18 protein-coding genes are annotated in these 20,752 nt (G+C 68.3%); 13 read left to right on the forward strand and 5 right to left on the reverse strand.

Annotated elements, in window-relative coordinates:
• From I55_RS17805 to I55_RS17865, 13 genes are all read left to right on the forward strand, one after another.
• A partial coding sequence (locus tag I55_RS17805; protein WP_044561924.1) for a prolyl oligopeptidase family serine peptidase occupies positions 1–315 on the forward strand: 315 nt, incomplete at its 5' end.
• A 99-nt stretch (positions 316–414) separates the two neighbouring features.
• Positions 415–2,598, forward strand: coding sequence for a prolyl oligopeptidase family protein (locus I55_RS17810; RefSeq protein ID WP_049974240.1), 2,184 nt, complete (start codon positions 415–417; stop codon positions 2,596–2,598).
• Positions 2,599–2,845: 247 nt separating this feature from the next.
• Positions 2,846–3,481, forward strand: coding sequence for a hypothetical protein (locus I55_RS17815; protein ID WP_148293810.1), 636 nt, complete (start codon positions 2,846–2,848; stop codon positions 3,479–3,481).
• On the forward strand, positions 3,462–4,607 hold the full coding sequence (locus tag I55_RS17820; protein ID WP_049974242.1) for a phosphotransferase family protein: 1,146 nt from the start codon (positions 3,462–3,464) through the stop codon (positions 4,605–4,607). The genes I55_RS17815 and I55_RS17820 overlap by 20 nt, the downstream gene beginning before the upstream one ends.
• Positions 4,604–5,413 carry a transketolase gene (locus I55_RS17825; protein ID WP_083901206.1) on the forward strand — a complete coding sequence of 270 codons (810 nt, stop codon included), beginning with the start codon at positions 4,604–4,606 and terminating at the stop codon, positions 5,411–5,413. The genes I55_RS17820 and I55_RS17825 overlap by 4 nt, the downstream gene beginning before the upstream one ends.
• Positions 5,413–6,339: a transketolase family protein gene (locus I55_RS17830; RefSeq protein WP_044561925.1), complete on the forward strand. Its 927-nt coding sequence runs from the start codon at positions 5,413–5,415 to the stop codon at positions 6,337–6,339. The genes I55_RS17825 and I55_RS17830 overlap by 1 nt, the downstream gene beginning before the upstream one ends.
• A gap of 18 nt (positions 6,340–6,357) precedes the next feature.
• Positions 6,358–7,461: a DegT/DnrJ/EryC1/StrS aminotransferase family protein gene (locus I55_RS17835; protein WP_044561926.1), complete on the forward strand. Its 1,104-nt coding sequence runs from the start codon at positions 6,358–6,360 to the stop codon at positions 7,459–7,461.
• A 3-nt stretch (positions 7,462–7,464) separates the two neighbouring features.
• Positions 7,465–8,574, forward strand: a complete 1,110-nt coding sequence (locus I55_RS17840; protein ID WP_044561927.1) for a DegT/DnrJ/EryC1/StrS aminotransferase family protein — start codon at positions 7,465–7,467, stop codon at positions 8,572–8,574.
• 9 nt (positions 8,575–8,583) lie between these two features.
• Positions 8,584–10,203, forward strand: a complete 1,620-nt coding sequence (locus I55_RS17845) for a hypothetical protein (RefSeq protein ID WP_148293811.1) — start codon at positions 8,584–8,586, stop codon at positions 10,201–10,203.
• Positions 10,204–10,218: 15 nt separating this feature from the next.
• Entirely contained in the window at positions 10,219–11,019 is an 801-nt protein-coding gene (locus I55_RS17850; protein ID WP_148293812.1) for a hypothetical protein, read from the forward strand.
• A 5-nt stretch (positions 11,020–11,024) separates the two neighbouring features.
• On the forward strand, positions 11,025–12,362 hold the full coding sequence (locus tag I55_RS17855) for a hypothetical protein (RefSeq protein WP_148293813.1): 1,338 nt from the start codon (positions 11,025–11,027) through the stop codon (positions 12,360–12,362).
• Positions 12,363–12,596: 234 nt separating this feature from the next.
• On the forward strand, positions 12,597–13,103 hold the full coding sequence (locus I55_RS17860) for a WbuC family cupin fold metalloprotein (RefSeq protein ID WP_044561931.1): 507 nt from the start codon (positions 12,597–12,599) through the stop codon (positions 13,101–13,103).
• Between the two features lie 50 nt (positions 13,104–13,153).
• Positions 13,154–14,443 (forward strand): hypothetical protein, encoded by a 1,290-nt coding sequence (locus I55_RS17865; RefSeq protein ID WP_044561932.1) that lies wholly within the window; start codon positions 13,154–13,156, stop codon positions 14,441–14,443.
• Here I55_RS17865 and I55_RS17870 read toward each other — a convergent pair.
• The 5 genes from I55_RS17870 to I55_RS36090 are packed head-to-tail and all read right to left on the reverse strand — an operon-like array spanning position 14,422 to position 20,546.
• On the reverse strand, positions 14,422–15,141 hold the full coding sequence (locus tag I55_RS17870; RefSeq protein ID WP_044561933.1) for a hypothetical protein: 720 nt from the start codon (positions 15,139–15,141) through the stop codon (positions 14,422–14,424). The two genes, I55_RS17865 and I55_RS17870, sit on opposite strands and share 22 nt — an antisense overlap.
• Before the next feature lie 11 nt (positions 15,142–15,152).
• Positions 15,153–16,340, reverse strand: a complete 1,188-nt coding sequence (locus tag I55_RS17875) for a sulfotransferase domain-containing protein (protein ID WP_044561934.1) — start codon at positions 16,338–16,340, stop codon at positions 15,153–15,155.
• 14 nt (positions 16,341–16,354) lie between these two features.
• Positions 16,355–17,260, reverse strand: coding sequence for a sugar nucleotide-binding protein (locus tag I55_RS17880; protein WP_044561935.1), 906 nt, complete (start codon positions 17,258–17,260; stop codon positions 16,355–16,357).
• Entirely contained in the window at positions 17,257–19,353 is a 2,097-nt protein-coding gene (locus tag I55_RS17885) for a class I SAM-dependent methyltransferase (protein WP_044561936.1), read from the reverse strand. The genes I55_RS17880 and I55_RS17885 overlap by 4 nt, the downstream gene beginning before the upstream one ends.
• Complete coding sequence (locus I55_RS36090; protein WP_083901207.1) at positions 19,350–20,546, reverse strand: tetratricopeptide repeat protein; 1,197 nt, start codon at positions 20,544–20,546, stop codon at positions 19,350–19,352. Before I55_RS36090 ends, I55_RS17885 begins: the two co-directional genes overlap by 4 nt.
• Positions 20,547–20,752 lie beyond the last annotated feature (206 nt).

Consider the following 20,752-nt stretch of genomic DNA (forward strand, 5'->3'; position numbering starts at 1 on the left):
CGGGGCCTCCTGGATGGGGAATATGGCGACCCGGCGGTACCGGAGGAGCGCGCCTTCCTGGCCGGCATCTCGCCCTACCATAATCTCAAGGCAGGGGTGTCGTATCCGGAACCCTTGTTCGTCACCTCGGCCAAGGACGATCGCGTGAACCCGGGCCATGCCCGCAAGATGGCGGCGAAAATGAAGGAGATGGGCCTGCCCTACCTCTACTACGAGAATACCGAGGGCGGTCACGCGGCCAGCGCCAACCTGAAGGAAACCGCCAGGCGGCAGGCGCTGGAGTTCACCTACCTTTTACGGAAACTCAAGGATTAGGGATCAATCCTGGACCGGGGGCGGAAGTTCCCTGCCTCCGTTCCACCGCCCCCAAAAACATGGGGGCGGGGTCTTGATCCGCCGAGGCTGTCGCGTCCCATGCCGTCCGTCCGTTCCCAGATGCCCCCTCTGACCCGTATCGCCCCGGCGCTGATGCTGGCGCTGTCGCTGGCGGCATGCGCGCAGACCTCCCCGGTCGACCCGGCCCCGCCCCTATCGGGTCTGTCGTCCACCTACACCGATCCCTACGCCTGGCTGGAAACCCCGGATTCGCCGGACGCCCTGGCCTGGGTGGCCCAGCAGAACCGCCGCACCCTGGCGGCGCTCGCCCAGGACGCGCCGCTGGCCGACTTCACCGCCACGGCGACGGCGCTGGCCCATGACGCCGCGACGGAAGACGGCGGGTCGGGCGCCCTGCCCTCCGGTGGGGCGGTGGACGGCAAGGATCCGGCCGTCACCACCATCGGCGGCGTGCGCCATGTCTACGCCGGGTCCAACTGTTTCGGCACGGTCGATCCCGATGCGCCCGCCCCGGCGGCGGGCGCCGACCCGGTGGTCGTGGGGCGCACCTGCCTGGTCTCCCTCTCCCGCACGGGTGAGGACGCGGTGGAGGTGCGGGAATACGATCCCGTGGCCAAGGCCTATGTCGAGGGCGGGTTCCACCTGCCCTACGCCAAGCAGACGGTGGTGTGGCTGGACCACGACACCCTGCTGGTCGCCCGCGGCTGGGATGTGGGCGAGGCGGCGCTGACCCGCTCCGGCTATCCCTACGTGGTCAAGGTGGTGCAGCGCGGCCAGCGGCTGGAGGACGCGCGGGAGATCTTCCGCGGCCGGGTCACCGACACCTCCGTCAGCCCGGCCATCTTCCGCGACCGCCAGGGCCACCGCGCCATCGTGCTGGTGCGCCGGCCAAGCTATTTCACCACCGAACATTACCTGGTCGATGGCCGCCGCACGCTGAAGCTGGGACTGCCCCCCCTTGCCGAAGTGGCGGTGCTGGCGAACGGCCAGTTGGTGGTCAAGCTGGGGCAGGACTGGCAGACGGCGGATGGCCGCACTTTCCCCGCCGGCGCCTACGTCTCGGTGGATCTGGAGGCCGCCCGCCACGACCCCGCCAAGCTGAGGGCGGCGGCCGTCTATCTGCCCGGCCCCCGTGAGGCCGTGACCAACCTGGTGAAGGCCAAGTCGCACCTGGTGGTCACCAGTGACGAGAACGTGCGCGGCCGCCTGACCGTCCTGACCCGCGTCGACGGCGCCTGGAAGACGGATCGCGTCGACCTGCCCGACATGTCGGCCGTCAGCATCAAGTCCAGCAGTGAGGAGAAGGACAAGGTCACCGTGACCGTCGCCGGCTTCCTGGCGCCCCAGGCGCTGTGGTCCGTGGACCTGGACAGCGCGACCGCAACGCTGACCAAGGCTGGCGCCCCCGGCTTCGACGCCAGCCCGTACACCGTGGACCAGTGGCAGGCGGTGTCCAGCGACGGCACCGCCATCCCCTATTTCATCGTCCACCGCAAGGACATGGCCCTCACCGGTGACAACCCCACCCTGCTCACGGCCTATGGCGGGTTCAACCTGTCGCGCCTGCCGACGTATTCCGCCACCATCGGCAAGCTGTGGCTGGACCGGGGCGGCGTCTATGTCGTCGCCAACATCCGGGGCGGCGGCGAATTCGGCCCCGCCTGGCACGACGCGGCGCTGAAGACCCACCGGCAGAAGTCCTTCGACGACTTCACCGCCGTCGCCCGCGACCTGATCCACCGCCAGGTGACCCGGCCGGCGCGGCTGGGCATCAGCGGCGGATCCAATGGCGGGCTGCTGATGGGCGTGGTCCTGACCCAGCATCCCGACCTGTGGGGTGCCGTCGCCATCAAGGTGCCGCTGCTGGACATGCTGCGGTATGAGGCCATCGCCGCCGGTTCCTCCTGGGTGGCGGAATACGGCAGCGTGTCGGTGCCGGAGGAGCGCGCCTTCCTGGCCAGCATCTCCCCCTACCAGCGGCTGGATCCCACCCGGGCCTATCCTGAAACCCTGATCATGACGGCGACGCATGACGACCGCGTCGGCCCCGGGCACGCCCGCAAGTTCGCCGCCCGGATGGAGGCGCTGGGCAAGCCGGTGCTGTTCTATGAAAGCGACGAGGGCGGCCATGGCACCCGCGGCCTGGACGATGCCGCCCGTGCCCGGGGCCCCGCCCTGGAACTGGCCTATTTCGCCGCCCGCCTGATGCCGCACCCCGCCGAGCGCCCGGCCGGCCAGGTCGTGGCGGGGGCGGGGAGCTGACCGTTCGCCCTCCCTCCGCGCCCTGGGCGGGGCGGACGACTGCTGTCCAGGTGCTGCGCCGCGACCTGGGCCTGCGCCACCTGTCCATCGGGGCCATGACGGCCAACGCCATGGTGGGTATGCGGCAGGGCATTGTTTTATGGAAATGCTGCAGGGGTCTGGACTAAAAGGGACGGCGGCGGGTAAGGGGCGTCAGTGTGGTCTCGGGCCCTCCCCGATATGCTACGATACGCGGGATGAAGCCGACATGAGCCCTGGGATGGGTCCCATTGGGTTGGATTTCGACAACACCATCATTTGCTACGACTCGGTGTTGGCCGAGTTGGGGATTGAATCTGGCTTCCTGCCCGCCGGCTTCGCCGGGGGGAAGTCGGCGGTTCGTACCGCCGTGCGCGCGCTGCCGGATGGGGAGAAGAAGTGGCAAGGGCTGCAGGCCGCAGCCTATGGTCACCAGATCGGCCGCGCCACGCCCTTCCCGGGATTCGGGGATTTCCTGGCCCGGTGCGGCGACCGGGGGCTGCCCCTGGTTATCGTCAGCCACAAGACGCGCCACGCTGCGGCTGACCCCGGCGGCGTCGACCTGCGGGCGGCGGCGTTGGACTGGATGCGCCGCCACCGCCTGTTTGACGGGCCCCGCAGCCCCCTTCGGGAGGATCAGGTTCATTTCGCCGACAGCAGGACGGAGAAGGTCGGCATCGTCCGAAGGCTGGCCTGCCGCTGCTTTGTCGATGACCTGGAAGAGGTGTTTCACGACGCCGACTACCCGCGTGAGGTGCCGGCGCTGCTGTTCATCGGCGGGCTGGTCACGGGTGCGGCGCCGGTGGGGCCCTGGCGGGTGGTGAGCCATTGGCGGGAGGTCGCCGATGCCGTCATCGGGGACTGAGATCCCGCCCCGCCTGCCGGAGCTGGCGTCGCGTCTGGTGGGCTGCGCCGTGCATGGCGTCGCCCCATGCAGCGGGGGTGGCAATAACCGCGTCTACCGCGTTGAAACGGACCGGGGTACCCTGGCCCTGAAACTATATCCCGCCCTGGCGGATGACCCCCGGGACCGGCTGAGCCACGAGTACACGGCGCTGAGCTTCCTGAATGGGCGGGTTGGGGCTGGCCTGCTGCCCCGGGCCATCGCTGCCGATCCCGTGGCGGGTGCGGCCCTCTATGAATGGGTGGAGGGCCGGCCGGTCGTGGCGCACGACGTGGATGACGCCGGCCGGGTGGTGCAGCTGCTGGCGGACTTGCGGCAGGCTGGGTCCGACGCGGCGGCGGTTGGTGCGGCGGGGATCGGCCCTGCTATCGAGCCCTGCCTCGCGCCCGCCGATATCCTGCAGCGCCTGGCCACCCGCCTGGCGGCGCTGGATCCGGTCTCCGCGGGGGAACCGGGTCTGGCCGACCTCCTGGAAAGGATCCGCGCCCTGATGGGTTCGCTAGCCGACGCTCTGGGTTCGGAGGCAACAGCGCCCTTGCCGGCGACGGCCTTGACGCTGTCGCCTTCCGATTTCGGCTTCCACAACGCCCTGCGGCGGGACGACGGGAGCCTGACTTTCCTGGATTTCGAATATTTTGGCTGGGACGATCCAGCGAAGGCCGTCAGCGACTTTCTCTGGCATGCGGGCCAGACCCTGACCGCGGCGCAGCGGGTTTCCTTTGTGGCCGGCGCCGTGGGCCTTTACGGCGGAGCCCCGTTCGATTTTGCCCATCGGCTGGTGCAGATCTACCCCCTGCACGGTCTGAACTGGGTTCTAATCATCCTGAACGAATTCCGTCCGGATTGCTGGCGCCGCCGCCAGTTGGCGGGGCATACCGACACCTGGGCCACCGCCAAGGCGCGCCAGTTGGCCAAGGCGGAAAAGCTGTTGGAACGCGTGCGATTGGCATATCAGTTGCAAGGAAGTCTGTTGCAGAACGGCGTACGGCAGGTCTTGCCGTTCCGCGTGGGAATGGATAGCGGGATCATTGCACCACTTCAGGATTGGATTGCCCGCACCGGGCCCCTTATCGGGAATGAAGCATGACGGCACTGGACGAACGCTCGCGCTATCTGCGGGGTCTTATCATCGACGCGCTTGAGGGGGGCGGACGCGGCCACGTCGGTTCCGCCCTGTCGTTGGTGGAGATCGTGCGGATCCTCTATGACGAGGTCCTGCGCGTCCGCCCGGACGAACCGCAATGGCCCGATCGCGACCGCTTCATCCTGTCCAAGGGCCACGGCTGCCTGGGGCTTTACGTGATGCTGGCTGACAAGGGCTTCTTTCCCCGGGAGGAGCTGCTACGGCAGTGCAAGGCGGGCGCCTTGCTGGGTGGCCACCCCGAAACCCATATCCCAGGGGTGGAGGCTTCCACCGGCGCCCTAGGCCACGGCCTGAATATCGGTATCGGTATGGCGCTGGCCGCCCGTATGCAGAAGCGTCCCAGCCGCGTCTTTGTCGTACTGGGCGATGGCGAGTTGAACGAGGGGTCCGTCTGGGAAGGGCTGATGTGTGCTGCCAAGCACAAGCTGTCCAACCTGGTGGTCATGGTGGACAGCAACAAGATGCAGTCCTACGGGCGGGTGGAGGAGGTGATGGATCTCGGTCCCCTGCCGGTGAAGTTCGCCGCCTTCGGCTGCGCCGTACGCGAGGTCGACGGCCATGACGTACAGGCCCTGCGCGACGTGTTCGCCGGCCTGCCGGTGGACGGCGAAAAGCCCACGGCCATCATCTGCCACACCGTCAAGGGCAAGGGCATTTCCTTCTGCGAGAACGATGCCACCTGGCATCACAAAGCCTCGTTCAAAGCCGAACTGGCAGCCAAGATGCGCGCGGCGCTGGAGACGATCTGATGCGGCAGCAAGCCCTCGACATGGTGCATGAGCTGGCCCGCCGGGACAGCCGCGTGGTTTTCATCGGTTCGGACCTGGGCCCCGGCGTGCTGGAGGCCATGCGGCAGGAGTTTCCCGACCGCTTTTTCATGGAAGGCGTCAGCGAGGCCAACATCATCGGCATGGCCGCCGGCCTGGCCATGGACGGCTACATCCCCTACGTCAACACCATCGCCACCTTTCTGACCCGCCGCTGCTACGAACAGCTGGCCATCGATCTCTGCCTGCACAACCTGCCCGTACGCCTGATCTCCAATGGCGGCGGCATGGTGTACGCGCCGCTGGGGCCCACCCATCTGGCCACCGAGGATCTGGCCATCGTCCGCGCCCTGCCCAACATGAGCGTGGTGGCGCCGGCCGACGAGACGGAAATGATCCGCATGATGGGGGCGTCCCTGGATCTGCCCGGCCCGCTGTACATCCGCGTCGGCAAGGGCAACGAGCCGGTGGTTACCGGGCACATCCCCGGCTTCACCTTCGGCAAGGCCGTCGAGCTGCGGTCCGGCCGGGACGTGGTGCTGATCTCCACCGGCGCGCAGACGGGCCAGACCCTGAAGGCAGCCGACCTGCTGGCCGAGACGGGGGTCGACGCCGGGCTGCTTCACCTGCCCACGGTGAAGCCGCTGGACCGCGACGCCGTGCTGTCCGCTGCCGTCGGCACCGCTTTGCTGGTCAGCGTGGAAGAGCACACCCTCATTGGCGGCCTGGGCTCGGCCGTGGCCGACCTGCTGGCCGACGCTGGCGTGCTGAAGCCGCTGCTGCGTCTGGGCCTGCCCGACGCCTACCCCACCGGCTACGGCTCCCAGGAATACCTGCTGGGCCAGGCCGGCCTGTTGCCCGCCCAGATCGCCGCCCAAGTCCAGGAACGCCTGGCCATCCTGTCGTGAATTCCGGGAAGATCGTCCATGAAGGTCCGCTACTCCTACCTATCCCAGCAGTTCGCCGACCCGACCGAAATCCTGGAGGGCATCCGCCAGGTCGTGATGCGCGGCGATTTCACCCTGGGGCGCGAGGTGGCCGAATTCGAACGGCGCTTCGCGGATCTGATCGGCGTGAAGCATGCCGTGGGTGTGAACTCCGGCACCGATGCCCTGAAGCTGCCGCTGAAGGCGCTGGGCCTGGGGCCGGGGGATGAGGTCATCACCACCGCCAACACCTTCGTCGCCACCGTCGGCGCGATCAATGAGGTGGGTGCCCGCCCCGTCTTTGTCGACTGCAACGATAGCTTCGTCATGGACGTGGCCCAGCTTGAGGCGGCGATCACACCCCGCACCAAGGCCATCATGCCGGTACAGTTCACCGGTGAGGTGGTGGACATGGCGGCCCTCATGGACATAGCCGCCCGCCACGACCTTCCTGTGGTGGAGGACGCCTGCCAGTCCATCCTGGGGGAGTGGGACGGCAAGCGCGGTGGGACCTGGGGAATTGCCGGCGGGTTCTCGCTGCACCCGCTGAAGAACCTGAACGTTTGGGGCGACAGCGGCATCATCGTGACCAACGACGATGAGATGGCGCGCAAGCTGCGCCTGCTGCGCAACCATGGCCTGGCCAATCGAGACGAGGTGGAAATCCTCGGTTACAACAGCCGCCTGGACACGGTGCAGGCCGTGGTTGGCAATTGGCTGATCGGGCAGACCCATGATATCACCGCCCGCCGCATCGAGAACGGCGCCTGGTATGACGCCGCCTTTTCCCATATTCCTCAGGTGGTCGTACCGCCGCGGCCGGCGCGCTGCCGCCGCGTCTTCCATCTGTACATGATCTTCGCCCAGGATCGCGACGCCCTATACGAACACTGCAAGGCGGCTGGCATTTCCACCAAGATCCATTACCCGCTGCCCATCTACCGCCACCCGGCGCTGGCCCATCTGGGCCACGCGGCGGGCGATTTCCCAGTCGCTGATCGCCATGCCGCGAACATCCTCAGCTTCCCGGTGGATCAGCACATCAGCCGGGAGGAACAGCAGTACGTGGTCGACACCGTCCGCGCCTTCTATCAGGGTCGCTGAGCGATGGCTGGCCCCCGCCGCGTTCGCTACGCCGACTTCGCCGCCCAGTATGCCGCCGAGCGCGAGACCCTGCTGGCGGCGGTGGACGATGTCCTGGCCCGGGGCGACTTCATCGGCGGGGCCGACGTGGCGGCACTTGAAGGCGAACTGGCCGCGTTGTGCGGCGTTCCCCATGTCGTGGCCATGAATTCCGGCACCGACCCGCTGTGGCTGGCGCTGAAATGCCTGGGCGTCGGGCCTGGGGACGAGGTCATCACCGCCTCCAATTCCTTCGTTGCCTCGGCGGCGGCGATCGCCCATCTGGGCGCGGTGCCGGTCTTCGCCGACGTCGGTCCCGACCAGCTGCTGGATCCGGGCGCCGTGGCGCGGGCGGTCACGTCGCGGACCAAGGCCATCATGCCCGTGCACCTGACGGGCCGTGTCTGCGACATGGACGCGTTGCGGGCCGTGGCCGACGCCCACGGCCTGAAGATCGTCGAGGACGCGGCCCAGTCCATCGGCTCGCTGTACAAGGGTCGGCGCAGCGGTTCCTTCGGCGATGCCGCCGGCTTTTCCCTGCACCCGCTGAAGAACCTGAACGCCGTGGGGGACGCGGGCTTCCTCGCCACCGCCGACGGCGACCTCGCGGAACGTGTGCGGCGGCTGCGCAACCATGGGCTGGCCAACCGCGACATGGTGGTGGAGTTCGGCTACAATACCCGCCTGGACACGCTGCAGGCGGCGGTGCTGCGCACCCGCCTGCCCCTGCTGCCCGGCGTGATTGAGGCGCGCCGCCGCAATGCTGAACTCTACCGTCAGCTTCTGGATTCGGCGCACATCCACAACGCGCCCTGCCGGCCGCACGAATTCAACACCTTCCACCTGTTCGTCATCCAGGCGGACCGGCGTGATGCGCTGCAGGCCCACTTGGCGGAGCAGGGGATTGGGTCCAAGATCCATTATCCCATTCCCATCCACCAGCAGCCAGCCGCAGCCCCTTATCGCGACAAATCCGGTCCCCTGCCGGAGACGGAGCGCCAGGCCGCGCGCATCCTGTCCCTGCCCATCCATCAGTACCTGACGCCGGACGACGTCGCCCATGTGGCGGACGTGGTCAACGCGTTTTATCGCTGAGGGGGGCCGATGAGTCCCGACCTTATCGAGCCGTCCACGGTGGGGCGTGACCTTTGGGACCGTGCGGGCGTACCCCAACGGCCTGATTTGGAGGACATGGCGGCGCTGGAGCGCTGGGCCCTGGCATGGCACGGCCCCCCCCGCGATTCCGACCTGGCCGAACGCTTCTGTCGCACGGCGCTGCCGGCGGGACGGGTCCTGTTGTATGGCGCGGGCACCCATTCCGCGTGGCTGGTCGACGTACTGCGCGGCGTGCAGGGGGTGGATGCCGTCGGCGTGCTGGACCGGCTGGCCGGGTCCGTGACGGAATTCAAGGGATTGCCTGTCCATGCCGCGGCCACCGCAGCCCAGCTGCGCGCGGACTATGTGCTGATCGCCCACACGTCCTTCGAACAGGAGATGGTGACGGCGCTGGCGGCGACGGGCTATCCCCGGGACCGCATCCGCACCCTGTATTCCGACCCGGCCTACGCCACCCTGGCGGCTGAGCGGATCGCCGCGCTGGCCGCCCAGGTGGATGGTGGGGTCGACCATCTGGTGGTCACCTCCGCCCGGTCCGAAATCATCCCCGACGCTCTGCTGGCCCGCATGCAAGGTGATGGAACGGCGGTGCAGGTGTTCGTCGGCCGGGCGGACGGCCTGCCGGTGGACGAGGTCTTTAGGGTGGTGGACGTGCGGGAATCGGTCGCCGCCCTGAAACAGATGGTGCAGCGGCTGCGCCCCCGCACCATCTATGTCCGGACCATCATCTATAAGAATTTCCTGTTGCCACTGTTGAAGCACTGGTCGCCAACCTCCGTCGTGGTGGGGGAACCTTATGACTTCACCATCCTATGGAGCGAAGCCGATCTGGGCCTGCTGTTCGGCCTGGACGCCCATACCATCCGCATGCTGCGCCTATCGGAACAGCTGGCTGGCTGCACGTTGGATCTGATGGTTTCCAAGCGGGACGGGGCGGGATGGCGGGATCTGGCGGCCGCCTGGGCTCGGCCGTCGCTGCAATATTTCCCGGCGGTCAAGCGCCCGGTGGGACCACTCATGTCGCCCGGCAGCGCCGGTGACCTGGTCTATGCCGGCTTCTTCCCGGCCGCCTCGTTCCTTAAGACCTTCCGCAGCGGCTACAACTTCGTGCCCCTGCTGGCAGAGGTCTGCCGGCAGGGGGGGCTGAGGGGGGACTTGTACAATTCCGGCCATATGCCGGGGGCGGCGGGGGACGGCCTGTTCGCCGACTATCTGACCGGCCTGCCAGCGCCGGTGCGCTATCATCCGCGCCAGCCTTATGATGAGATGCTGCGCCTGCTGAGCGGCAGCCGTTATGGTTGGCTGTGCGATCACCGGGATCGCTTCCAAGGGGACCGCGAGGTCGGGGTCTGCAACCGCTGGACCGGCTATGTCAGCGCCGGCCTGCCCAGCCTGATCGACCGGGACTGGACGCTGATGGCCGACCTGACCCGCCGCTACGGCGCCGGCCTGGTGGTCGACGAACTGACGCCCGGGGCCATCCTGGCCCAGCTGCGCGGCGCCGACTGGCCCGCCCTCCAGGCCGGCACGCTGCGCCTGCGCGACCACCTGGACCAGCACAACGACGGCGTCGTGGCGGCCATCGTCGACCGCCTGGGCGGTCGGTAGGGGAGCGAAGGCGCCGTGACTTTGGCATCCGGTGAGATTTCCGGCACCCAGATGCGGTCTGATGCCCCGGCAGGGGGTGACCCGACGAGCCTGGCCGGCCAGATGGCATTGGCGGCCCGGTTGATCGCGGACAACCGTCCGATGGAACTGGGCGGGGTTTGGCGGCGGTTGACCGCCACTTTCCCCAACGATCCGGTTTGGCGCCTGGTGTCTTGCCTGGCATGGTCCTTCACCGGGCTGGACCGGGCCCGCGGCCTTATCGAGGCGCAGGCGGCGCGGACGCTGGATCCGGCATGCTGGCCCGCCCATCTGGCTGAGGCCTGGGTGTTGTGCGAGATGGCGGAAATGGACCGCGCCAACAGCGATTTCAGCGCCTATTGGGCGCAAGGCCGCCGTCGGCCGCGGCCGGTGGGCCACCATCTGTTCGCTGCGTCCCTGGATGCGGTCCATCGCGCCTTGGCGCTCCATCCTGTCGCGGCTCTCACGAACGACCTGGGCGTTATCCATTTCATGGCCGGTGACTATCCGGCGGCCCGTAACGCCTTTCTCGCCGCGATGGACCTGGAACCGCGGCAGCGCCATGCCGCGGCCAACTACGCCGTTACCCTCGCGGTCTTGGGAGAGTTGGCCGAATTGCGGACTTATCTGGAGCGGGAATCGCTGCCGGTGGCGCTGCCGCTCAGCCTGAAGTTCATGGGCATGGCGGAACGGGACTATTGGCGTCAACCCGCGGAAGCTTATGAGACCCGGCGGACTGCCGTCTTCAGCCAGGCATGGTGGCGGGCGCTGCCCGCGTTGATGCCGGCGGCGGGGTGACGGCTATGCGGCTCAGCATCGCGAAATGCGTCTGGGGTGAGCGCTACGTGCAGACCATGCTGACGCTCAACCTGCCCAGTCTGCTGGCATCCGGCAACATCGCCGCGGCGGCGCGGCGGGTGCCACTGGAACACGTGCTGGTGACGACGACGGAGGACCGGGCCGTCATCGAGGATTCGCCGGTCTACCAGGCCATGGCCGCCCTCATCCCCTGCCGCGTCATCCCCCTGGATGAGACACCGGTGGCAGCCGATTACAACGGCATCATCGATCGCATGAACCGCGCCCATATCCAGATTCTGGCCGATTGCCGGGCGACGGGTGCCGCCTGGGTTTTCGACCAGCCGGACCACATCTGGGGCGACGGCTCGCTGGATCATCTGGCCATGCTGGCGGCCGCCGGCGTCCAATGCGCCATGTTCGCCGGTATCCGCACCAATCGGCAGGAGATGGAACCGGCGCTGGACAGCTGGCGCCAGGGCGTGGCCATCGGCATTGGGCGGGACGCCTTGCTGCGCTTGTCCATCGAGCACATGCACTTCCATGATCGTGCGCGCTTCGTCGGGGGGCCGGTGGCGGCCATGCACCCCCATCACCTGAACTGGCGGGTGGGGACCCATTCCTTCCTGCGTCGGGTCTTCTACGCCCAGCCCTTCCTTATGGCCGGGCCCCCGGCGACAGTGGCGCCTGGTCGGTCGGTCGATCTGGACTATGTGGAACACGCCTATCCAGCCCATGCGCTGCATCACATCCAAAGCAGCCGCGATTTCCTGGTGGTGGAAGTCAGCGACCGCTGGCAGTTCAAGGACGAGACCGTGGCGGCGCTGACCGTGCCCTATCTCGCCACCTGGACGGGCCGGTATGTCAGTGACCGGCAGATGGCTGGCTTTGACCAGCCTATCCGGTTCCAGGCGGACGACACGCCCGACCGGCATTGGGACCGCCTGATCAGGCATTCCGCCGCAGTGGGAGCGACTGTGCGGCGGCTGCGGGACCTGCGACGGGTCCAGGCGGCGCTGGCCGAGGGGCATCCCCTGCTGGCGGCGTTGCTGGGGCGCCTGCTGCGCGACCCCGATACCCATCGGCGCATCGCCTTGCCGGCGGACGTCGCCTTTTTTGCGCCACCGGCGCGGGAACTGGAGGGCTGGCTGGAACTGCCCATACCCGACCTACGGCGGCGGTTGCTGCGCCATCTGGTGGTGGAGGGAACACCGTCCCGCGCCTTGGACGGAACGGCGCGGGACGTGCGCCGGGCCGGGGACGGCCTGCGGGTGGACGGGAAGACTCTGCGCCGGGTGGAGATCCCCGGGCCATTCGGACTGTTCGTTCCCGATGGCGCCTGATGGGGCCCACCCTCCGCGTTTCGCAAGGCGGGGAGACTGCCGGACCTAAGAAGATTGGCGGTGGCACGGATTGCCATGGCATTATGCCACATTGGGCGAAGGGACGGGAACTGATCCGAAAAAGTGGGATTGGCCCGTGACTTGCGGTAGGTGACGTGGACTGGATGGTCCCGGGATGGCTTCCATTCAACCGGCTTCCAGGAAATCCGCTATTGGCTGTGGAGCGCTTGAAATATGACGGAAATTAACCCCTATTCCTCCAAGGCGTATTTCGACGACTGGACCGATTGCCTGGACATCGACCGCGTGCGCCTGGATGCGTTGCTGGAGGAAAGCCGCAAGGATGAACGGGGGCGGGTACGGATCTGCTTGCACCGCACTGAGGCGGACCCCATCCAGGAAATGATCATCGCATTGGCCGGCCACGGCTATCTGCGTCCCCATCGCCAGCGTGGATTGCAGAAGTCCTATGTGGTGCTGGCCGGCCGCCTGCGTGTGGTCTTTTTTGATGAGGAGGGCAAGGTCCTGCGCCGGCTGGACCTTGATGCCCGGGACCGGCCGGTCGCCCGCTTCGATTCCGGTGTCTGGCACACCATGACCTCCCTGTCGGAAGGCACGCTCTACCTGGAAACCATCCTGGGGCCTTTCGACAAGGGTCGCACCGACTGGGCGCCCTGGGCCCCGGGCCGCTCCCCCCGGTCGGAGATCGATGCCTACATGCGCGACGTCCTGCGGGTCTGACACACTTCGGACCATGGGGTCCCCACATACCTGGGCGAAGGTCGCACCGCATGGAACTGCATTATTGCGTCCCCGTCTGGGGCCGCGCTTATGTCGCTCAGTTGACCGATGTCAGCCTGCCCAGCCTGTTGGCGCCAGGCAACCTTCCGGCGCTGTCGCGGATGGTGTCCGTGCGCTTGCGGATTTTCACCCGCTCCGCCGACGCGCGCCAGATTCGTGAAAGCGCCATCTGGCCGCAGCTTAACGTCTGCGTTCCCGTGGATATCGTCACCTGCGACGACCTAAACCTGTCGGAAGCCTATGCCGGCATGTCGAACCTGCTGCAGGTCGGCATCCGCCAGGCCGGAGCGGTGGGGGCGGCCTTCGTGCCCCAGGCGGCGGACGGCTTCTGGTCCGATGGCAGCTTCGCCACGCTGGGCCGGCTGCTGCGCGCCGGTAAGCGGCTGGTGCTGTGCGGCGGTGTCAGGGTGGTTACGGAAACCTTCGCGCCCGCGGCCCAGGCCCGGTATGGCACGCCGGACGGCGCCATCGCCATCAGCGGGCGGGACATGGTTGACCTGGCCCTGGATCATCTGCATCCCAGCATGGGGCTCTATTTCAACGACAGCCGTCTGCGCGCGGTCTCCACCTCCTGGTGGTTGCGGCCCTATTCCCGGCACAGCTTCGTTGAAAACATCTTCCATTTCGTGCCGCTGGCCGTGGCCGGCACGGGCTATGACGCCCACTTCAACGGCACGGTCGACCGTGGCTTCGTGGAAACCCTGGACGTTCGGCCAGAAGAGGTGGCGCTAATCGATTCCAGCGACGATCTCACCCTGGTTGACCTAGCCCCCGCCACCCGCATCATCGGTGAGCCCCAACTGGCCGGCGTGTCGGACGCCGTGGTGACCGGCCGGTGGTTTCGCGACATGGGCGAATCCCATGCCTTCCTGGGGGGGCGCTATTACGCGAAACCCATCCGTTTCCGTGGCCGGGATGGGGACGATCCCGCGGTTCGCCGCGCGGAGCGCACGGCGATGCGGACATCCCGGCGCGGCGTTTACCAGGGGCTGGTGGTGGCGGAGGCGCTGGCCGCCGCCGACGCCCTGCGTGCCGCCGGCTGGCTGGACCTGGCCGCTGGGATCCGGTCGCGGGCGTTGACCAGCGGCCTGGCCCTCCGGGTGGGGCGGTTGACCCCTTACACGGCCGTCCTGCCGGCTGATCCCAGCCTGCTACCATCGGCGCTTGACGATCTGGCCCGCCGCATCCGGACTGGACGCGCCCATTCCCCGCCGGCCGGCGCATTGGCCGGCCCCATCGATACGGGCCTGGGTGACATCTACATCCTGGGGGCGATGTAGCGGGCCAGGATCGCGTGGCGCGCGGCAGCCGGATCGCTCGGGTCCAGGGCGGCCAGCGCTTCCGCCAGCGTCTCGTGGGCCGGCCTGGATTTCGGGTCGAAAAGAACCGCCAGGGCGGCCGCCATCGCCCCGGCCTGGGCATGGCCACCCAGCATCAGCAGGATGCCCAATTCCATTGCCGCCTGGCGTCCCCGGGCGGCGGCGTCACGGTCGAAGCCTATTTGGCGTGCCGCCTGCGCCGCCAGCAGGTCGATCAGGGCCGGGCCGGGTTCGGCACCCATCGGCCGGTCGAACCGGCGGGCGATTTCCCGCTGTTGCACCATGCTCCACAGCGCGTGGTAAAGGCCGGGATGGCCCCACACGCCCCGGGGCGTGTGACGCGGCACCGTCCACCCGGCGTTGGGTCCATCCAGCAAAGGGGCGCTGTCCCCGGCCACGAAGGCCTGCAGGGCCGCCCGCCGCCGTTCCCGCCACTGCCGGCTTTCCGCCAGGCTGGGGGGGCGAAGCGCAGCCGTCAGCCTATCCAGGGCGGCCGCGCGTATCGTCTTGCCTTGCCAGCGGAATAGGCGGGCGGCACGGTGGCTCAGCAGGACCAGGCCCATGTGGAAAGGTGCCAGGTCGTCCGCATGGCGGACGGCCCAGTCCGCGCACCACGTGTGAAAACCCTCATGGTCCAGCGCTGGGATTGTGTCCGTCATGGCGGCCGGTGTCATTCCGGCCAGCCGAACCGCGCCATCAGCGCGTCGGGCATCAGGGCGCGCATGCGATCCTGGTGCTCCTGCCGGAAGGCCGTCCGCCACTCATCCTTCCGCCCCTGGCGGAAATGCAGGGCGGCCGATGGCGTCACCTCCGCCAGGGCAATCCGGGCGGCCCCCTCCAGGCCATAGAACTGGCAGGCGCGGGCGAAGAAGGCGGGGATGTTGCTGACCGACTCTTCGTAGGTGCTGAACAGGATCTTAAGGGGCGATCCGGAATCCGCGATCCGGGCCCACCCGGCGATCCACTCCACCGCAGCGGCGAAGTAGTGCTCCACCATGAATTCCGCCCGGTCGTCGAAGGGCAAGGAGGGATAGTCGACGGGCATGAAGGGCTTATGGATTTCAACGCACAGCCGGTATTCCTTGGTGAAGTGATGCAGGGTGGACAGCATCGCCTGTCGCGGATCGCGCACATGGACGATGATCTTGTCCAGTCCGGCGGCCAGCAGCGATCGTTCCACTGCGGGCGTGCCGGGCAGGTGTTCCTGTGACAGCGCTCCGCCCTCCGCCAGCTGGGCCGCCCAGCCGGGCACTACCTGGTCGGTCAGCGCGTGGTCGGATATGGCGATGGTCGAGGTGGGCAGGTCGAAGCTGCGGGCCAGCACTTCCTGCAGGAACATGCTACCGGATTTGGGCAGGGTGTTCAGCAGGACGGCCGGCATGCCCGCGCGTTTCCGATCCTGCTGGCGCTGATAGGCGGCCTCCAACCCAGTGGGATGGGCGTGCGGCAGCAGGTGCAGGGGGACGGCCGGGTGGCGTCGCTGGACCCGATCATACAGCGCGATTAGCTCGTCCAGGCGCCCGCCTGATGCCAGGGCGTTCTGCAGCGCCACCAGGTCATGCGCCCATACCGGATTGAGGTTGAGCGCCGCTTCCAGGATCCGCAACGTGGCGTCGGCATCGGCCCGCGCCAGGCGGATGATCTGCCCGCTTGCCTGGGGCCACAGCTGCGACACGGTAGCCAGATGGTCAGTGGCGGCCGTTGCGGACGGCCAGGGAATATGCGGGGTGGCGGCGGGGGGGGGCTCGCCGGCTTCGATGGCTGCCAGTGTCCGGGCCAGTTCGGCCAGGCCGGCGTCATCCCGGCTGGCGGCCTCATGGGCGACTTGGGTGAACGGCGGGGCGGCGGCGGTGTCCATCTAAATGTCCATGATCATTGAAAGGGTGAGGACGGGCGCTGCAGGCGCGCGCCGCAGGCGGTGATGATGCCATCGATGCCGGTGGGAACCAGGCCCACCACGGAGGTCAAACGGTCGATGCGCAGCGATACGTCGCGCGGTCGCGCCTCGGCCGTGGGGAAGTCGCGCATCAGGGCCGGCTGCACGGTGGCCTGCGGATGGCCCAGCCCGTGTTCGCTCAGCCATCGGTGGCATTTTTGCGCGATTTCCAGGCGGCTGAGGGCGCTTGGCCCCCCGACATGGAAAATGCCGTCGGCGCCGGAACGCAGCAGTCCCAGCAGCAGGTTGGCCGCGTCATCGTCCAGGATGGGGGAGAACCGCTGGTCTGCGGCGACGCGTATCGTCTCCCCCCTGCGCAGACGGGCCAGCAGGTCGGTGACCACGGTGCCATCGCCGGGTGTGCTGCCCAGCACGCGGGCGCATCGGGCGACCACGGCGCGTGTCCGCGCCGCTGCAACGATGGCCTCCGCCTCGAGCTTCAGGATGCCATAGAGCATCAGCGGCGCTGGCGGATCCGTCTCCCGGTACAGGCCCTGGAGGCCGTTATAGACGACCTCGCTGGACAGGAAAACGATGGGCAACTGCCGAGCCTCGCAGGCTGCGACCGCCCGCCGCATCGCGTCCACATTTAACCGCCGCGCTTCTTCGGGCCGGGCGGCACAGGCGTCCGGCGCGGTCAGGCCCATCATCAGGAAGACGCCGTCCAAGGCCCCTGCGCTATCGATCACCGGTTCCACGTCATCGGTCAGGGCGTTGAATGGCACCACGCCGGCTTGCCGTGTCCGTCCGGTGACGACACAGCGGCCGGGGCCCAGCCGGCGTGCCAGGGCTTGGCCCAGGATGCCGGTTCCCCCCAGGACCAGGATGCGGCCGGCGGTCACGCCGGCCCTCCTCGATTAACCAGGGTCAGGTACTGCTGGCCCCGACCGAACCAGGGCGTGAAGGCGGTTGTGGGGCGGGGTTGTTCCCCTGGCCGCCAGGCCGCAAGCACCTCTGCAAGGTCGTCCAGGGCGGGCAGGGTCTTGGGCGCGGCGGTCTGAACCAGGGGGCGCAGGGCGGCCAATTCGGCCAGGATCGGCGCCAGGTCCGGTGTCGCGGCGGCGATGGCCACTTCCATGGCGGCGCAGGTGGCCTCGCAACCCTGGGCCAGTGCCTGGACCGTTTGCGCCGCCGCCGGCGCGGGTGTGTCCCGGCAATCGATCAGGCAGTGGCGCCACCGATCGAATTCCGCCAGGGCGTGGGCGTTGAAGCTCCCGTCCACCGTCTTGTACCAGCGCCAATCGGCGCTGAAGCGAGGGGAGGTAGCCAGAATGTCGAAGTCGCCGTCCAGTAGACGCACGGCTTCGTCCAGCCCCCAGAACCGTCCCAGCCGCGGCACCAGCAGGACATCGATGATCCAGTGGTCGGGCAGCCGGCTCATGCCCGGCAGGGCGGCCACATGAGGCAGGAAATAAGGCCGCACCAGATCCAGGCGCTGATCCAACGGCAACTCTGGCGGGGCGATCAACCGGGCCAGCAGCCGGCGGCCGATCTCTGGCAGAAAGGACACGGCGTCGACGCAGGTCAGCATGAGTATGCCACCGGGCGCCACGCAGGCGGCGATGTGGCGCACCAGGGCGGCCGGGTCGCTTTGGATGTTGGTCACGCCCTCGCACAGCACCAGATCGAACTCCGGCCGCGCGGGATAATCCAGGAACAGCGCTTCCACTTGGCTGATGGTACCGTCGAATAGGCCGTGGCGGCTCATCAGGGCGCGCGTCTCGTCAATGCCCGTGCGGTTGCCGTCCACAAGGACGTAGGAAGCGGGCCTCAGGCTGGCGGTGTACAGGCAGTTGTGGCCCGAACCTGGGCCGAACTCGACGACGCGCCGCCCGCGAACGGTCAGGGGCGATAGCCCAAGCAGATGATACAGCGACCGGCGGCGCCGGAAATGCGCGTCTAGATCCTCGATCGACTGGCCAACGGGGCTGACGCGGTTGGCTTGATAGAAGGCGAGCACCTCGCTCTGTGCACTGGGATCCCGGGTCACAACGGTCTCTCTTGGTTGGTGGGCCTCCAGAATGGATCGGGCCAGTTGCCGCGACAGGATGCGGCGCCCCTCCTCGTTCAGGTGTTCCGTCGGGTGGGTGGGGCGCAGGAATGTGGATGCGGGAAAAGCGCTGGTCAGATCCAGCAACCGGACGTCGTTCCGCAGCAGCCGATCCCCCAGGGCTTGGCGCACGGCGGCGACGTTTGCGGCGACCCGCCCGCGCATGTCGTCGCCAGCGTAGAGGACGGCAGCCTCCAGATTGACCGGCGCCAGATAGGCATGGACCTGGGCTCCCAGGGACAGGGCCAGATCCACGATCGCGCGCAGGCTCTCCAGGCGCGGATGGTCCGGCGGGATGGTGAAGCCGTGATAGGCGTAGAACACTTCCCGCAAGCGCTGCGGTTCGGTCGTGTCCGACTTGTCGGCCAGGAAGGTTTGCAAGGCGCCGATGGTGGGGGCCCGCACGCCATTGATGGCCAGCGGCGTGGCCCGGAAGGGCGCCTCGTCGTCCAATACCTCTTCAGCCGGCGGTGACGCGGTGCCGGCTCCCTCGGCGATGGCCGCCAGCCACGCCGCTTCGGCGTTGAATTGCCAGGCCGGCGTTCCCATCCAGACGGGCCCGAAGGAGCGGAGGTTGATGATGAACGCCACGTGGCGGGGCCGCCATCCTGCACGGGCGCCGGCCGCCAGCACCCGCAGGAACAGAGGCAGGGTGTAGGCGCCCTTCGATATGACGCCCACCGGCCCCACATCCGCCAGGTCGCCCAGGAACAGCTCGGCCAGCGATCGGCGGTCGACGTCCTGGTGGGCTAGGCGTTCGAACGTCGAATCCCCCAAGACGACGCAGGCCGGGGCGGGCACGCTTCCCCGCAGCGCCCGCGCCAGGTCGGTGGTGGAAACGCTGTGCCATCCTCCGGCGGTTAGGGCGCCGAGTGGATCGGTCATGCGTCCCCTCCAGGCCCCGCGAAGGCGCCCAGCTGGGTATAAATGCGCGTCAGGTCGGCCGCCGCCCAGCGGCGTTGGGCGATGGTGTAGCGCAGCAGCCCGCCACTGGCCTCCATGGCCCGGCGGTGCGCTGTCAGCGCGTCGTCCGCCTGGCCGGCGGCGGTCAGGGCCAGGCCCAGATTGGTCAGAATCCAGGCGTCATCGGGCGCGATGGCCAGGGCGGCGCGATGGGCCTCCACCGCCTCTGCCGTCTGTCCCAGCCCCTGCAGGGCCAGCCCCAGGTTGGTGCGGGCGAACGGTTCGTTGGCCGCCGCCGCGACGGCCTCGCGCTGAAGGTCGGCGGCTTCCCGCCAGTTCCCCCGGTTGGCGGCGATCAGGCCCTGCAGGGTGCGGGCTGATGGATCGGACGGACGCTCCCTCACCAGGGCGTCGGCGCGATCCAGCCGGCCGGCCGCCAGTGCGCCGCGCACGTGCAGGGTCAGATCGGGCTTGGGCCCATCCGGCTGGGCTGCCAGCCGGTCCAGGACGTCGACGGCGGCGTCAAACCGTCCGGCGCCCAGCAGTGCTACCGCATGGTGCAGATCCAGATGATGGTCGTCCGGGGCGTAGACGCGCAGGGCGGAAAACGCGGCCACCGCGGCCTCGTATCGCTGGGCCTGGACGTAGGCCATGGCCTTATCGCGATATAATTCAGCCAGTGCGCCGCGGACGGTTCTCTCCGTCACCTCCGGCAGACTGTCCGGCGGGGCCGGCTTCCAGGCGCCGTGCGTGATGAATCCCAGGGCCGTGCGCACATGCAGGAGGGCCGGCGTGTCACCGGCCAGGCGCGCCGCCGCGTCCAGGGCCTGCGCCGCCATATCGGGATTTCCCCGGCTCCCCTGGAACAGGGCTCCCGCCAAATGGGCCTTGATCGGGGCTTCAGGATCGTTCGCGGCGGCGGCCTGCAGCAAGTCGCCAGCCTCGGTGGCGCGTCCCGCCTTCAGCAACAGGGCGTGCAGTTGTTGCAGGGCCAAGGGAAAGTCCGGCCGGACAGACAGCGCCTGGCGCAGCTGTCCGATGGCGGCGGCGTCTTCCCCCTGCTTCACCAGCGCCATGCCCATTTCCAGGTGATAGTTGGAAAAGGTGTCTCGCCGAATCGCCTGCCGCCAGCGGTCGACATCCTCCACCGTCAGGACAGGTGCTGGAGCGGACATTGCTTTATCTCCCAGGGGCGGTGGTTCAGGGGGGGTGACTGGCGGTGATGTTACACGGGGACTAGCCTGCCGACGGTGGTGATTTACCCGCCGGTCGGCGCGGCACGGGTGGCCATGAGGTACTGTTGCCCCCGGCCGAAACAGCTGCGGAAGGCCCGCAGCTCATCCGCTTCACCCCGGCACAGCCGGGGCGCCCCGGTCAGGAA

The organism is Azospirillum sp. B4 (genome assembly GCF_000333275.1).
In the GTDB taxonomy this organism is placed as follows: Bacteria; Pseudomonadota; Alphaproteobacteria; order Azospirillales; family Azospirillaceae; genus Nitrospirillum.